The 14,182-nt window shown below is 69.0% G+C and carries 11 protein-coding genes; 6 read left to right on the plus strand and 5 right to left on the minus strand.

From position 1 onward, the window contains the following. Positions 1 to 29: 29 nt before the first annotated feature. Positions 30 to 671 carry a hypothetical protein gene (locus tag HV826_RS34375; RefSeq protein WP_176421257.1) on the minus strand — a complete coding sequence of 214 codons (642 nt, stop codon included), beginning with the start codon at positions 669 to 671 and terminating at the stop codon, positions 30 to 32. 12 nt (positions 672 to 683) lie between these two features. After that, positions 684 to 1,283, minus strand: coding sequence for a hypothetical protein (locus HV826_RS34380; RefSeq protein WP_176421258.1), 600 nt, complete (start codon positions 1,281 to 1,283; stop codon positions 684 to 686). A gap of 412 nt (positions 1,284 to 1,695) precedes the next feature. Between HV826_RS34380 and groES the strand changes: the two genes are divergently transcribed. From groES to HV826_RS34410, 6 genes are all read left to right on the plus strand, one after another. Next, entirely contained in the window at positions 1,696 to 1,986 is a 291-nt protein-coding gene (groES, locus tag HV826_RS34385) for a co-chaperone GroES (protein WP_013941457.1), read from the plus strand. A 39-nt stretch (positions 1,987 to 2,025) separates the two neighbouring features. Further along, complete coding sequence (groL, locus tag HV826_RS34390; RefSeq protein ID WP_176421259.1) at positions 2,026 to 3,675, plus strand: chaperonin GroEL; 1,650 nt, start codon at positions 2,026 to 2,028, stop codon at positions 3,673 to 3,675. Positions 3,676 to 3,826: 151 nt separating this feature from the next. Then, positions 3,827 to 4,084: a glutaredoxin 3 gene (gene grxC / locus HV826_RS34395; RefSeq protein WP_176421260.1), complete on the plus strand. Its 258-nt coding sequence runs from the start codon at positions 3,827 to 3,829 to the stop codon at positions 4,082 to 4,084. Between the two features lie 97 nt (positions 4,085 to 4,181). After that, positions 4,182 to 4,586 carry a hypothetical protein gene (locus tag HV826_RS34400; protein ID WP_176421261.1) on the plus strand — a complete coding sequence of 135 codons (405 nt, stop codon included), beginning with the start codon at positions 4,182 to 4,184 and terminating at the stop codon, positions 4,584 to 4,586. Positions 4,587 to 5,071: 485 nt separating this feature from the next. Next, positions 5,072 to 6,451, plus strand: a complete 1,380-nt coding sequence (locus HV826_RS34405; protein ID WP_163783453.1) for a sigma 54-interacting transcriptional regulator — start codon at positions 5,072 to 5,074, stop codon at positions 6,449 to 6,451. 41 nt (positions 6,452 to 6,492) lie between these two features. Next, complete coding sequence (locus HV826_RS34410; RefSeq protein WP_176421262.1) at positions 6,493 to 7,689, plus strand: hypothetical protein; 1,197 nt, start codon at positions 6,493 to 6,495, stop codon at positions 7,687 to 7,689. 97 nt (positions 7,690 to 7,786) lie between these two features. On the opposite strand, the gene smc is transcribed toward HV826_RS34410, so the two are convergent. The 3 genes from smc to HV826_RS34425 all read right to left on the minus strand — a co-directional run bounded on the left by smc (position 7,787) and on the right by HV826_RS34425 (position 14,062). Further along, entirely contained in the window at positions 7,787 to 11,389 is a 3,603-nt protein-coding gene (gene smc, locus HV826_RS34415; protein ID WP_176421263.1) for a chromosome segregation protein SMC, read from the minus strand. Positions 11,390 to 11,860: 471 nt separating this feature from the next. Beyond that, complete coding sequence (locus HV826_RS34420) at positions 11,861 to 13,243, minus strand: hemolysin family protein (RefSeq protein ID WP_176421264.1); 1,383 nt, start codon at positions 13,241 to 13,243, stop codon at positions 11,861 to 11,863. A gap of 3 nt (positions 13,244 to 13,246) precedes the next feature. After that, positions 13,247 to 14,062, minus strand: a complete 816-nt coding sequence (locus tag HV826_RS34425) for a lipopolysaccharide assembly protein LapB (RefSeq protein WP_176421265.1) — start codon at positions 14,060 to 14,062, stop codon at positions 13,247 to 13,249. Positions 14,063 to 14,182: the final 120 nt, after the last annotated feature.

Here is a 14,182-nt window from a genome sequence, read left to right on the forward strand (position 1 = left end):
CACCCTACCCGATGCGGACGGAAAGGTGCTCACCCGCCATGCGCGAAATGGCGAAGCTTGGCCTCCGCCCCAAGCCGGTAGGCGTAGCGCAAGTCTCCGAGGAGCCGGTCCAACCGCCTGGCGGCGACGTGTCCCATCAGCCGCGCGCAGAAGCGGCGTGACAGCCGGTTCGCCTCCTCGTAGCGCCACCGCTCCTGGGCGGAGAGCTGCTTGCGGTAGGACACCCTATCGAAGAGGCGCTGGAGCAGCTCCTGAGACCAGGCCCCCACGCCTTCACCCCACCGGTGCAGCAGGCACACCGCGAACTTGTCCACCTCCGCCTGCGCCTCCAGCTCCAGCAGCGACACCGTCCGGCCGTGGGCCGCCGTGTGGGCCACGTAGAGGAAGTGGCTCACGCCTTCGGCCAGCTGGCAGTAGCCGGCCAGCTCACTGTCCAGCACGTAGCCCAGCGGACCGGACTCGTAGGGCTTGAGCCTGTCGAGCAGCGCCGGTGACAGGTAGAGGGCCAGCTCCAGCGCGTCGCCGGCCTCGTGCACCAACAGCTCCTCGTCGGCGCGGCCGGTGCCTCCCAGCCGGGCGGCGGCCTCCGTGTCCACCACGAAGACCTCCGCCCTCGCCTCGCACGTGAAGCCGTAGATGGCCTCCAGGTGGTCCTGAACGCGGCCAATCATCCACACCTCCGGCTAGTTGGCGAGCTGTCCCTTGGGCCGCGGCATCATCCCCGCGTCGAGCAGCACGCGCTCCAGCCGGTCACTCCCGGTGCGAACCCAGGCCTCATAGACTTTCAGCGCGCCGCTGGGGCCGGCCCGCACCATGCCCCGCGCGGAGATCTCCTCCAGCACCTCCACCACGTCGCGGAACTTCTCGCACAGCTCCCGGTACACCTGCGCGAAAGCCGCCGCCGGCGTCAGCTCCGCCACGTGGCCGTACGCCGTGCCCCCCATCTGGATGTAGTAGTCCGGCCCCACCACGCCGCTCTGCAGCGCGCCGGAGAAGAAGCCGGCGGTGTACAGCGACACGTCGCCCAGCCGGCGCAGGGTGCGGATGCGCTCGGCGCGCTCCTGCTGCAAGGCCTGGTGGTAGAGGATGGCCAGGGGCTCGTGGTCCTTGCGCCCGTCTTCCTCGCGGGTGAACAGCTTGTCGGTGACGGCGAACTCGGACAGCAGGTTCACCAGGTAGAACTCCGTCACCTCCGCCAGCTCTACCCGCTGCCGCCCCGTGACCTCGCCCAGAAGAGACTTGAAGAACTCCTTCAGAGACAGGGACGCCACCAGTCCACTCATTGACACCTCCCGTCATTCCCCGGGCGGACGTCGCCCGGAGGAGACCTGGGAAGGGTACCAATCAGGCGCGGGCGCTGCAAAACCACCCCCAGTGATTCCGGGTACTTGCGTTAGCACTCGGGGAGCGCGAGTGCCAATCCGAGCCCCCATGGCCTCCCGCCGGGCATGGCGCCGCCCGTGGCGGGTGTCATGGGAAAAACCCAGGAATGCCGCGCAGTTGGCACGTGCGGGGAAGGTCGACCGGCGTCGCTTGACGGGTCGACTTCGCTGGTTATTATCCGCCGCGCCTGGGCGTTAGCACTCATGAGGTGCGAGTGCTAACCCCATGGGTCGCGAGGCCCTTTTTCAACCCCCAAGCAGCTTTCGGTCGCCACCGGAAACGGCGCCGGAAGCGACATGTAAGGAGCAGGCCATGAAGATTCGTCCCCTGCAGGATCGGCTCATCGTCAAGCGCGTCGCCGAGGAGAACAAGACCAAGGGCGGCCTCTTCATCCCCGACACGGCGAAGGAGAAGCCCCTGGAGGGCAAGGTCGTCGCCGTGGGTAACGGCAAGGTGCAGGAGGACGGCAAGGTCCGTCCGCTGGACATCAAGGCCGGCGACACCATCCTGTTCAGCAAGTACGCGGGCACCGAGATCAAGCTCGACGGCGAGGAGCACCTCATCCTCCGTGAAGAGGATGTGCTCGGCGTCATCGAGAAGTAATCCGGCTCCCCCCACTTTTTCCTTCAAGGAACCATCCAAATGGCGAAGGACATTCTTTTCGACGTGCGCGCGCGTGAGGCCATCCTCCGCGGCGTCAACATCCTGGCCGATGCGGTCAAGGTCACCCTGGGCCCCAAGGGCCGCAACGTCGTCATCGAGAAGAGCTTCGGCTCCCCGACCATCACCAAGGACGGTGTGACGGTCGCCAAGGAGATCGAGCTCGAGAACAAGTTCGAGAACATGGGCGCGCAGATGGTCAAGGAGGTCGCCTCCAAGACGTCTGACGTCGCCGGTGACGGCACCACCACGGCCACCGTGCTGGCACAGGCCATCTTCCGCGAGGGCGCGAAGCTGGTCGCCGCGGGCCACAACCCGATGGAGATCAAGCGCGGCATCGACAAGGCCGTGGCCACCGTCGTCGCCGAGCTGAAGAAGCAGGCCAAGCCGACCAAGGACAAGAAGGAGATTGCCCAGGTCGGTACCATCTCCGCGAACGGTGACGAGACCATCGGCACCATCATCGCGGACGCGATGGAGAAGGTGGGCAAGGAAGGCGTCATCACCGTCGAAGAGGCCAAGGGCCTGGAGACGACGCTGGACGTGGTCGAAGGCATGCAGTTCGACCGCGGCTACCTGTCCCCGTACTTCGTGACGGACCCGGAGCGCATGGAGGCGGCGCTCAACGACGCGCTCATCCTCATCAACGAGAAGAAGATCTCCTCGATGAAGGACCTCCTGCCCATCCTGGAGCAGGTCGCCCGCGCCGGTAAGCCCCTGCTCATCATCGCCGAGGACATCGAGGGCGAGGCCCTGGCCACGCTGGTGGTCAACAAGATCCGCGGCGTGCTGAACGTGTGCGCGGTGAAGGCGCCGGGCTTCGGTGACCGCCGCAAGGCCATGCTCGAGGACATCGCCACCCTGACGGGCGGCAAGATGATCGCCGAGGACCTGGGCATCAAGCTGGACACCATCACCCTCCAGGACCTGGGCCGCGCGAAGCGCCTCACGGTGGACAAGGACAACACCACCATCGTCGACGGCGCCGGCAGCCAGCAGGAGATCGAGGCGCGCGTGAAGCAGATCCGCGCCCAGATTGAAGAGACCTCCAGCGACTACGACCGCGAGAAGCTCCAGGAGCGCCTGGCGAAGCTCGTGGGCGGAGTGGCCGTCATCAACGTCGGCGCGGCCACCGAGACGGAGATGAAGGAGAAGAAGGCCCGCGTCGAGGACGCGCTCAACGCGACCCGCGCGGCCGTGGAAGAGGGCGTCGTCCCTGGCGGCGGCGTGGCCTACATCCGCTGCCTCAAGGCGCTGGAAGGCCTGGAGCTGTCCGGCGGGGAGAAGTTCGGCGTGGACATCATCCGCCGCTCGCTCGAGGAGCCCCTCCGCCAGATCGTCGGCAACGGCGGCCTGGAGGGCAGCGTGGTGGTGAACAAGGTCAAGGAGTCCTCCGGTCCGGTCGGCTTCAACGCCGCCACGGGCACCTACGAGGACCTGCTGGCCGCCGGCGTCATCGACCCGGCCAAGGTCAGCCGCACCGCGCTGCAGAACGCGGCGTCCGTGTCCTCGCTGATGCTCACCACCGAGGCCATGGTGGCGGAGCGTCCGAAGGAGGAGAAGGACCTCCCCGCCGGCGGTGGCATGGGCGGGATGGGTGGCATGGGCGGCATGGGCGGCATGGGCATGTAGTCCGCCCCTCACCCCGGCCTCCGTCCGGGGTGACGTCCTGAACGCGGCCTCCGGCTCCCTCCTGGGGAACCGGGGGCCGTCGTCTTTGCGGGCCGGGTGGCGGCGCGCCTCCCCGGCCCTTAATTTGCTGGATACGAAGGAGGAGACACCCGTGAAGCCCGTGAAGATTTTTACGACCACCTACTGTGGCTACTGCGTCCGCGCCAAGGACCTGCTCAAGCGCAAGGGCGTGGAGTTCGAAGAGGTGGACGTCACCGGAGACGACGACCTGCGCGCCAAACTCGTGGAGATGAGCGGCGGCCAGCGCACCGTGCCGCAAATCTTCATTGGCGACACGCACGTCGGCGGCTACTCGGACTTGTCCCGCCTGGACACCGAGGGCCGCCTGGAGCCGATGCTCCAGGCCTGAGCACCCCAGGCAGGCGGCCAGCCGCCCCCGCCAAGGCTCCTGGCCCACCGTGCATAGCTTTCTCCCCGTGGCACTTCACTCATCCACGGGAGGCGGCATGGCAGGCGAAGAGCGGCAGACAGGGACCCGGGACGAGCAGTACAACCTCATCAGCGTCCTGTATCACCTGCTCAAGGGTGCCTCGACCAATGAGGCGTACATCCGGGATGCCGAGGAGAGCGGAGACCCGGAGCTCGCCCAGTTCTTCCGCGACTGGCAGGAGGAGCAGCGGAACCTCGCCGAGCGGGCCAAGAATCTGCTCGGCGCCCGCATGGCGAGCGTCTCCAGGGCGGGCACCGGCCGCAAGCGCTCGGCCCAAGGGGGCAAGCGCGGCGCGGCCTCGGAGGAGAAGCAACCCACCAACGCGAGCGTTGCCTCCGGCGGCAATGACACGACGCGTGACGCCGTGGACGAGGAGCTGATGGAGACCTTCCCCGCCAGCGACCCGCCGGCCCGCTACTGAAGCCCCATCCGGATTCCTGCGTCTTTCCGCGAGGGAGTGACGCAGGATTCTGGATTCTGGCCGAACGTTCGTCTTTTATGGGGGGTCGTGAAACACACCGCCCCCCTCCACTGCCCGCGCCTGGCGCAGGCCGGTGACGCGGCCCGCTTCTTCGGCCCCGCCGCGCCGCGCCGCTCGGCGGAGCAACGCCTCCAGTCCGGTGAACGTGAACTGATTGACACCGAGGGCTACGCGGTGGGCCAGCTCGCCACCGCGGTGGTGAGCTACGTGGGCCGTGTGGAAGCCCTACCCAGACATCCCCGACGGCGGCCCCGCCCTGTCCAAACCCTTGTCCGCGCACGGCTGGCGCTCGTGCCAGTCGAAGCGCGCGTTCAACAACCCTCAGGCAGGATTGTTCCACTCGTACTGCCTTGAGTTTTCCCGATGTGAAGAGGCTCGCGTCGGGCTTGCCCGCCCATGCGACTCGCACCTAAAGAGGACCCGATATGGATAGGCCCGAGGTCACCCAGACCACTCAGACGGAGCAAGAAGGCCGCACCACCCGCATCCCCATCCCCGAATGGACGGTGGAGGTGGTTGCCGGACCTGACAAGGGCAAGAAGGTGAAGACGCAGGACGGGCTGGTCCGCGTGGGCTCCGACGGCGCCTGTGATTTGGTGCTCACGGACGCCACGGTGAGCCGCCGCCACCTGGAGGTGGAGCGCACCTCGCGCGGGCTGATGCTGCGCGACACCGGCAGCCGCAACGGCACCTTCCTGGACGGCCGGCAGGTGGTGCAGGCCTACCTGACCAGCGGCGACAAGGTGGAGCTGGGCAAGACGAAGCTCTCCGTGAAGGTCGCCCCGCGCCCCACCGAGGTGGAGGTAGCGGGGGCGGAGTCCTTCGGCGCGCTGGTGGGCGCCTCGGAGAAGATGCGCTGGGTCTTCACGGAGCTGCGCCGCATCGCCCGCGAGGACATGAGCCTGCTCGTGGAGGGAGAGACGGGCACCGGCAAGGAGCTGGCGGCGCGCGCGGTGCACCAGCACTCGGCGCGGCGCCACGGCCCCTTCAAGGTCGTGGACTGCAACCTCATCTCCGAGGAGAAGGCCGAGCGCGAGCTCTTCGGCGGCCTGCGCGCGGGTGACGGCGAGGACCGCGAGGCGCGGGGCGTCTTCGAGGCGGCCCGGGGCGGCACCCTCTTCATGGACGAGGTGGGCGAGCTGCCGCTGCCCGTGCAGGGCAAGCTGCTGCGCGTGCTGGAGACGCGCGAGGTGCCGTCGCTGGACGGGCAGCCGGTGGCGGTGGACGTGCGCGTCATCGCCTCCACCCACCGGAACCTGGAAGAGGACGTGCGCCAGGGCCGCTTCCGCGCGGACCTGTACTTCCGGCTCGCGGTGGCGCGCGTACGCCTGCCGCCCCTGCGCACCCGCCGGGATGATTTGCCCGCGCTGGCCCAGGCCCTGGCCCAGACGCTGCGCGCCAGCATCACCCTCACGCCCCAGACGCTGGCCCTCTTCGAGGGCTATGAGTGGCCGGGCAACGTGCGCGAGCTGCGCAACGTGCTGGAGCGCGGCGCCCTCATGGAGGAGACGGGCAACAGCAGCTGGCTGGACTTCCTCGCCCAGCCCTCGCGGCGCGCGGAGGGCCAGGCCCCCACCACCCAGGTGGCCACGCTGGTGGGCACCCTGCCCTACCACGAGGCCAAGGACAGGGTGCTGGCCGACTTCGAGCGCCTGTACTTCGCCGAGGTCATGAAGACCGTGGGCTTCGACATGAAGGCCGCGGAGCAGCGCACCGGGCTCTCCATGCAGAGCCTCTATCGCCTACTGAAAAAGAACGGGCTTCGGCTCAAGGACCTCAAGAACGCCGAGGGCCTGGAGAAGTAAAGAAGTCCGCACGCAGATCCACCCCCAGGGAGAACAACCGCATGTTGCGTCGCGTCGCCGTAGCCTCCGTCGTCTTCACCGCCGCTTGCGCCGGCCAGCAGAAGCCCGCGGCCCAGGCCGCACAGCCCACGCCGACCGAGGAGCGAGTCCGCATCACCAACCAGCCCCCGTTCGACCTGGTGAACTGCTTCCCGCGCGAGCTCCAGCTCCCGGAGCAGGCGAGCCAGGGCGTCGTGCTGGGCGCGCTGCTCACCACGCGTCCCCAGGTGATGGAGTGCCTGGTGGACCCGAAGCACCGGGGCGCGGAGAAGACCACCACGGTGGAGGTCAAGACGACCGTCACGGAGCAGGGCGCCTCCCACGCCGTCACCGGGACGAACCTCACCCCGGAAGGCCAGGCCTGCATCCAGAAGGTGGTGGACAGCCAGGTGAAGCTGGCCGCGCTGCCCAAGGGCGCGCAGCCGGTGGAGGCGGCCATCCCCTTCGAGCACACCACCAGCGGCCTCAACTCCGTCACCTTCAACATCAACGAGGGCTCGGACTTCACCGGCGCGGTGCGCCTGGCGCAGCAGGGCTGGTGTGAGTGCTACGCCAACTTCAAGGAGCAGGTCCCGCCGCCGCTGACGGCGAAGATCAAGCTGCTGAAGGCCAACCCCACCCCGGCCGAGGTGACGTTCGCGCCCTCCGGCAACACCGAGGCGGACCAGTTGGCCGCCTGCCTCCAGCCGAAGATTGCCGCGCTGCCGGCGAAGCTGAACTCCGACGAGCTCGGCTTCTCCTACCGCTTCGTCCACTTCGACTCGGCCGCGCCGGACGCCGCGTCGGCCGCCCTGCCGCCCGAGCTGCGCTTCCTCCAACTGGACCTCAACCGCACCCAGCGCGCGGCGGACTCGGCCATCGCCGACGGCGCCCGCACCCCGGCGGCCCTGGCCTACGCCGAAGTCGTGGACCGCTACCAGAAGACGAAGAACTGGCGCCTCTTCGACGAGATGTCCAGCAAGTGCGAGGCGTTGGTGAAGGCGGACGCGGGCGTCATCGAGTCCATCAAGGCCCGTCAGGCCACGGACCAGGCCGCGCTGGCGCTGGCCACGGAGATGGCGGCGAAGGACGCGGAGAACTGGGGTGACGTCGTCACCGCCACCCAGAAGAACGTCGACGAGTCCATGAAGGAGCTGGCCGACGCGGAGAAGATGGCCGCGCAGGACAAGGGCGCCTGCCCGAAGAAGAACTTCAAGTAGCCCCCCGCCCCACGGCGGAAAAACACGAAGGCGCGGGAGCCCGGAAGCCGGGGCCCGCGCCTTCTGTGTTTCCAAGGGGCAACGGCCCGGGACGGGCCTACGCCGCCGTCACCTTGTCGTCGTTGGCCGCGCCCGCCTCGCGCATGCGCACGCTGACGAGCTTGGAGATGCCCGGCTCCTCCATGGTGACGCCATAGAGGGTGTTGGAGACCTCCATGGTCCGCTTGTTGTGGGTGATGAGGATGAACTGCGACTGCTTGCTCATCTCCTTCACCATGTCGTTGTAGCGGCCCACGTTGCCCTCATCCAACGGCGCGTCGACCTCGTCGAGGAGGCAGAAGGGCGTCGGCTTGATGAGGAAGATGCCGAAGATGAGGCCCACGGCGGTGAGGGCCTTCTCGCCGCCGGACAGCAGGTTGACGCTCTGCAGCTTCTTGCCCGGCGGCTGGGCGACGATTTCCACGCCCGGCTCCCCGCCCGGCCCCTCGTTGGTGAGGATGAGGCTGGCCCGGCCGCCGCCGAACAGGCGCGGGAAGATGGCCTGGAACTTCTCGTTCACCACGTCGAAGGTCTGCTTGAAGCGCTCGCGGCTGGTGGCGTCGATGCGCTGGATGGCCTCCTTCAGCTGCTCGATGGAGGACTGCAAATCCTGCTTCTGCGCGGTGAGGAAGTCGTAGCGCTTGGACAGCTCCGCGTGCTCGTCGATGGCGGTGAGGTTGATCTCCCCCATCTTCTCCACCTGCGCGCGCAGGTCCTTCAGCTCCGCCTCCGTCTCCGGGGCCAGCGCGGCCAGCAGGTGGTACTTGTGCAGCTCGTTGGCCAGCTCCACCTGGTGCCGCTCGCGGATGCCCGCCGCCAGGTGCTCCAGCTCCAGGGCGATTTCGCGCTCCCGCAGCGAGATTTGCGACAGGCCCTGCATCAGCTCGTCCACGCGGCCGCGCAGCTCGCGGAACGTCGCGTCCTGCTCCCGCACCTCCGCGGAGGCCGCGGTGTGCGCCGCGCGGCGCGCCTCCAGCCCCTCCGCGGCGAGCCGGTGCTCCTCGGCGCGCTGGGACAGGCCGCCCTCGGTGTCCGCCGTGCGCCGCGCCAGCTCCTCCACGCGCGACCCACCCTCCACCACCGTGGCCTGGAGCCGGGTGATGCGCGTCTCCATGTCCTGGCGCTGGGCGACGAGGCTGTCCAGCTCCTTGCGGGCCGACTCGCCCCGCTCGCTGCCGGCGGCCACCTTGATGCGCAGGCCCGTCAGCTCGCCGTTGGCCGTCTCCGCGCGCAGGCGCAGCGACTCCTGTTCGGCCACCAGCTGCTTCACCCGCTCCTCGCGGCCCTCGCGGTCCGCCTGGCCGTGCGCCACCTCGCCGCGGCTCATCTCCTCTTCGTGCTCCAGCGACTGGTGGCTCTGGGCGAGCTGCCCCTCCTCCACCTCCAGGGCGCGGACGCGCTCGCGCACGCGGGCCAGGTCCTCGCCCGCCTTGTGCAGGTCCTTCTCCTGGCTGGCGAGGTTCAGCTCCTCGGCGTGCTGATTCTTGGCCAGCCCCTTGAGGACGCCCTCCGCGTGCCCCATCTGCTTCTGGAGCGTGTAGTGCCGGGTGAGAATCTCGTTGTAGCGCTCCTCCACGCGGGCCACCTCGGTGGCCAGCTCGGCGATTTCGCGCTTCTTCTGGAGCGCGCCCACCGCCGCGCCCTCGCTCTCACCGCCGACGATGGTGCCGTCCGGGCGGAACACCTCGCCCTCCACCGTCACCAGCGTGCACGCCGGGCCGCCCGACTGGGTCCACGCGCGCGCCGTCGCCACGTCCTGGACGATGACGACGTCCCCCAGCAGCAGCTGGACGAGCGGCGCCAGCGCCTCCTCGCACGTCACCTCGCGCAGGGCATGCGCGAGCACGCCGGGCTGGCTGAAGTCCGGCTCCAGCGGGGCCGGCAGCGCGTCCAGCGCGGGCACCGGGAGGAAGCTGCCCCGGCCCTCGGCGTGGCCCTTGAGGTAGTCCACCAGCTCCACGCCCTTGTCGCGGCTCTCCACGATGACGTGCTGGAGCCGCTCACCCAGGGCGGCCTCCACCGCGCGCTCATAGCGCGGGGTGACGGTGAGGACGTCCGCCACCAGGCCGAAGATGCCCTGCTCGCGGGCCTGCACCCCGGCGCGCGTCATGACGGCGCGCACGCCGCGATCGAAGCCGTCGTAGTTCTTCTGGATGTCTTGCAGCGTGGAGAGGCGGCTGCGCTTGTCGCTCAGCTCCTCCCGCAGCGCGATGACCTCGATTTCGTTCTCCGTGAAGGCCGCGCGGGTGCGGGTGAGCGCGTCCTCCTCCTGGCCCTTGCGCTCGGCCAGCTCCGCGGCGAGGTGCCGGGTGTCCTCCACCCGCTTCGCCACGTCGCCCCGGACGTCCTCCAGCGCCTGCTCCTGGGCGCGCAGGGCGTCCAGCTCGCCCTGGAGCTTCGCGCGGCGGGCGCCCAGGTCCCCTCGCTGGCGGGCGAGGTTGACCAGGTTGCTCTCGTGGTTGGCCAGGCGCGTGGCCACGGCCACCAGGCCGGCGCGCTCCTGCTCCAGGCGCAGCGCGACCTCCGTCTGGAGCTGGGACACGCGGCGCAGCTCCTCCTGCGCCACCTGCATCGCGACCTCGTCCTCCTTCCACGAGCCGGCGATGCCCGACAGCTCCGCCTCGCGGACGGCCATGGCCTCGGACATCTCCGCCTTGCGCGCCAGGAGCCCGTCCAGCTCCGCCTGGGCGGCGGCCACGCGGGCCCGCGTCTCCTCCAGGTCGCGCTTGCCGTAGGTCATCTCCTGCGTGTCGCGCTGCAGGGAGCTCTCCAGCGTGTGCACCTCCGCGGCCAGCGCCTGGAGCGCGGCGGTCTCCGCCTCCAGCTCCGCGCGGCGGCGCGTAATCGTCTCCTCCAGCGCCTTCACCCGGTCCAGGCTCTCCCGCTCCTCGGAGCCCAGGTTCTCCAGCCGCGACTGGAGCATCTTCTTCTCCGCCATCAGCTCCAGCTGGCGGTGGGTGGCCGCGTGCAGGTCGATGTCCCGCATGCGCGCCTTGAGCTTCTTGTACTTCTCCGCCTTCTTCGACTGGCGCGACAGCGCGTCGAGCCGCTTCTCCAACTCGTTGGTGATGTCGGTGACGCGCAGCAGGTTGGCGTCGGTCGCCTCCATCTTGCGCTCGGCGGCCTTGCGGCGGGCCTTGTACTTGGTGACGCCCGCGGCCTCCTCCAGCAGGTGGCGCCGGTCCTCCGGCTTGCTGGACACGATGAGGCCCACGCGGCCCTGCTCGATGATGGAGTACGCCTTGGTGCCCACGCCGGTGCCGAGGAACAGCTCGGTGATGTCCAGCAGGCGGCACAGCGTCTTGTTGATGAGGTACTCGGAGTCGCCGTTGCGGAACAGGCGCCGCGTCACGGTGACTTCGGAGAAGCCCTGGTACTGCGGCGCGAGCTGGTCCGTGTCATCCACGAGGAACGTGAGCGACACCTCCGCCATGGACAGCGGCGGCTTGTTCTCCGAGCCGTTGAAGATGACGTCCTCCATGCCGCGGCCACGGAGGTTCTTCGCGCTCTGCTCACCCATCACCCAGCGGATGGCGTCCACGACGTTGGACTTGCCGCAGCCGTTGGGCCCGACGATGCCCGTCACGCCTTCGTCGAACGTGAAGACGCTCCGTTCCATGAAGGACTTGAAGCCGGTGATGTCCAACCGCTTGATTCGCATGCCAGCGGGCTCCTAGAGCGGGCTCGGTACGGGGAGAAAATCGCGCGCGAGGCCGAAAAATCGGCCTCGGAGCGCCCAGCAGAAAGGAGTACCAGCCACCTCCCAGGCGATCAAGCGTGGCCATGCCACGCATCGCCATACGTTCGGTTGCCTGGTCTGCGACAGAGCAGACGTGCCCTGTAGCTGTAGCGCACGCACTGCGAGGCGGCGGCGTGAGCACCGCGCTTCTACGCTCCCATGACGTCCTCCCGCGGGTGAGGCTGCTTCAGCCTTGTTGCGTCCTGTTGCGCCACGCGAGCGCGTGACCTTCCGCGGGACGTAGCACTCCGGTCTGACATGCCCTCGGCGGACTCGCGTACCGGGCATCACGCACGCATCATGACCGGGGGCATGGAGAGGCAGAACCGCCGCGTCGTGAAGCGCAGGTCGCCCGCAGCGAAGGAGCCCCTGACCGGAACCGCGGCTACAGACTCAAGACTCGTTCGACGCGCCCGGAGGCACCTCGCCGGAGCCGTCCGCCGCGGCGCGCCCGGGCGCCGTCCGCGACTGCGGCTCCACGGTGACGCGCACCACGCGCGGCCCTTCCACCACGTCCACGACGATGCGCCACATGTCGAGCCGCAGCGTGTCCCCCTGCACGGGAACCCGGCCCAGCCGCGTCATGAGGTAGCCGGCGATGGTCGTCACCTCGCCCTCTTCGTCCTCGTCCAGGTCGAAGGTGACGTCCAGCTGCTCCTCCAAATCGTCGAGCTGCGCGGTGCCCGGCAGCTCGAAGCGGCCTCCAGGCAGCGCGCGGACCTCGTCCATGCGGCGGCCCAGCTCGGCGACGTCGCCCACCACCTCCGCCACCACGTCGGCGATCGTCACCAGCCCGGACGTGCCGCCGTGCTCGTCCACCACCAGCGCCGTCTGCCGGCGCCGCCGCCGGAACTCCGCCAGGAGCTGCTCCAGCGTGGCGCCCTCGGGGATGAACAACACCGGCCGCTGCACCTGCGCCAGGCTGTGCAGCTCGCCCCGGGACAGCAGGAAGAACAGGTCCTTGGCGTTCACCACGCCTTCAATCTCATCGAGGTTGCCCCGGCACACCGGCAGCCACGTGTGGCCCGCCGCGCGCGCATCCGCGATGCACTTCTCCAGCGGCTCCTCCACATCCAGGAACTTCACCTGGTTGCGCGGCACCATCACCTGCCGCGCCGTCTTCTGCGCCATCTCCAGCGCGCGCTCCAGCAGCTCCGCGCGCGCCGTGGTAATCGCGCCCGCCTGCGCCGAGCTGTGCAGGATGACCAGCAGCTCGTCCTCGCTGTGCGCCTCGTGCGCCCCCCCCACCGACTGGAGGCCGAAGACGCGCAGCACCCACGCCGCCAGCCCGTTGAGCAGGACGATGGCCGGGTAGAACAGGACGTAGAACACCCGCATGGGCAGCGCCACCGCGAGCGTCGTGTCCTCGGGCCGCTGGATGGCCAGGCTCTTGGGCGCCAGCTCACCGAGCACGATGTGCAGGAAGGTGATGATGCTGAAGCCAATCACCACCGCCGCGGAGTGGGCCAACGTGGTGGAGGCGCCCTCCGGCACCAACGGCACCAGCACCGGCTCCAACAAGCGCGCGAAGGCCGGCTCACCCAGCCAGCCCAGGCCCAGGGAGGCCAGGGTGATGCCGAACTGCGTGGCGGAGAGGTACGCGTCCAGCTTCTCCACCATCTTCATGGCCGCGGCCGCGCCCGGCGCGCCTTCGTCCACCAGGGACTGGAGCCGCGTGGCGCGGATCTTCACGATGGCGAACTCGGTCGCCACGAAGAAGCCATTGGCGAATACGAGGAGGATCGCCAGCCCCAGGAACAACCATTCGTTGCCCATGGCTCAGAACAAGGCTTCGAAGTCCGGGTCACCCTTGAGGGCGTCGAACATGGGGTCGGTGGACAGCCACCCCATCACCTTCGGCCGGTCCGCGGTGAGCGACTTCTGCAGGTACTGCACGGCGTCCTTGGGACGCCCCCACAGCGCGAACAGGGCGGACAGGTTGTAGTTGAGCAGCAAGTCTTCCGGGTTGAGCGCCCGCGCCCGCTCATAGGCGCGCTCCGCCTCCGCGTAGAAGCCCTTCTGCGCGTAGCAGATGCCCAGGTCCAGCTGCGCCTCGAAGTTGTCCGGCTCCAGGCGCACCACGTCCTTCAGCTGGGTGATGGCGGAGCGGTAGTCGCCCTCGTCCATCATCAGCGCGGCCAGCTCGTGACGGGGGAAGGCGTCCTGGGAGTCCAGCTCGATGGCCGTCTGGAGCTCGCGCATCGCCTCCTCCACGCGGCCCTGGTCCGCGTAGGTGAGGCCCAGGTTGAGGTGGGCGTCCGGATACTCCGGGTCCAGCTCGATGGCTTCCTTGTACTCCTCCACCGCCATCTCCCCCGCGTGGGTGGAGAGGAAGCAGGCCAGGTTGTAGTGCGCCGTGGCGCTCTCCGGCTCCAGCTTCAGGGCGGTGAGGTACTCCGACAGCGCCTCGCGGAAGAGCTTCTTCTCCGCGTAGACGGTCGCCAGGTTGTCGTGGGCGTGCGCGGAGCTCGGGTCGAGGTCAATGGCCTTCTTGAACTCCTTGATGGCCTCGTCGAGCCAACCCCGGTCCGCCAGCTCGATTCCACGAGTGTTGTGCTCGTCGGAGAGAGCGATGTTGTCCTTTTCGCGGGCCATGAGCGCGCGGGCAATCTACGCGCCGCGCTCCAAGAGGTGCAAGGTAGAGTTTCCCCCCGCCCATGCGCCACGTCGCCCTGCTGCTGCTCCTGTTGTCCGCCTGTCACCCCCGCGCCGTCC

Origin of the sequence: Myxococcus sp. AM010, from assembly GCF_013372585.1 — a bacterium.
Taxonomy (GTDB): Bacteria; Myxococcota; Myxococcia; order Myxococcales; family Myxococcaceae; genus Myxococcus; species Myxococcus vastator.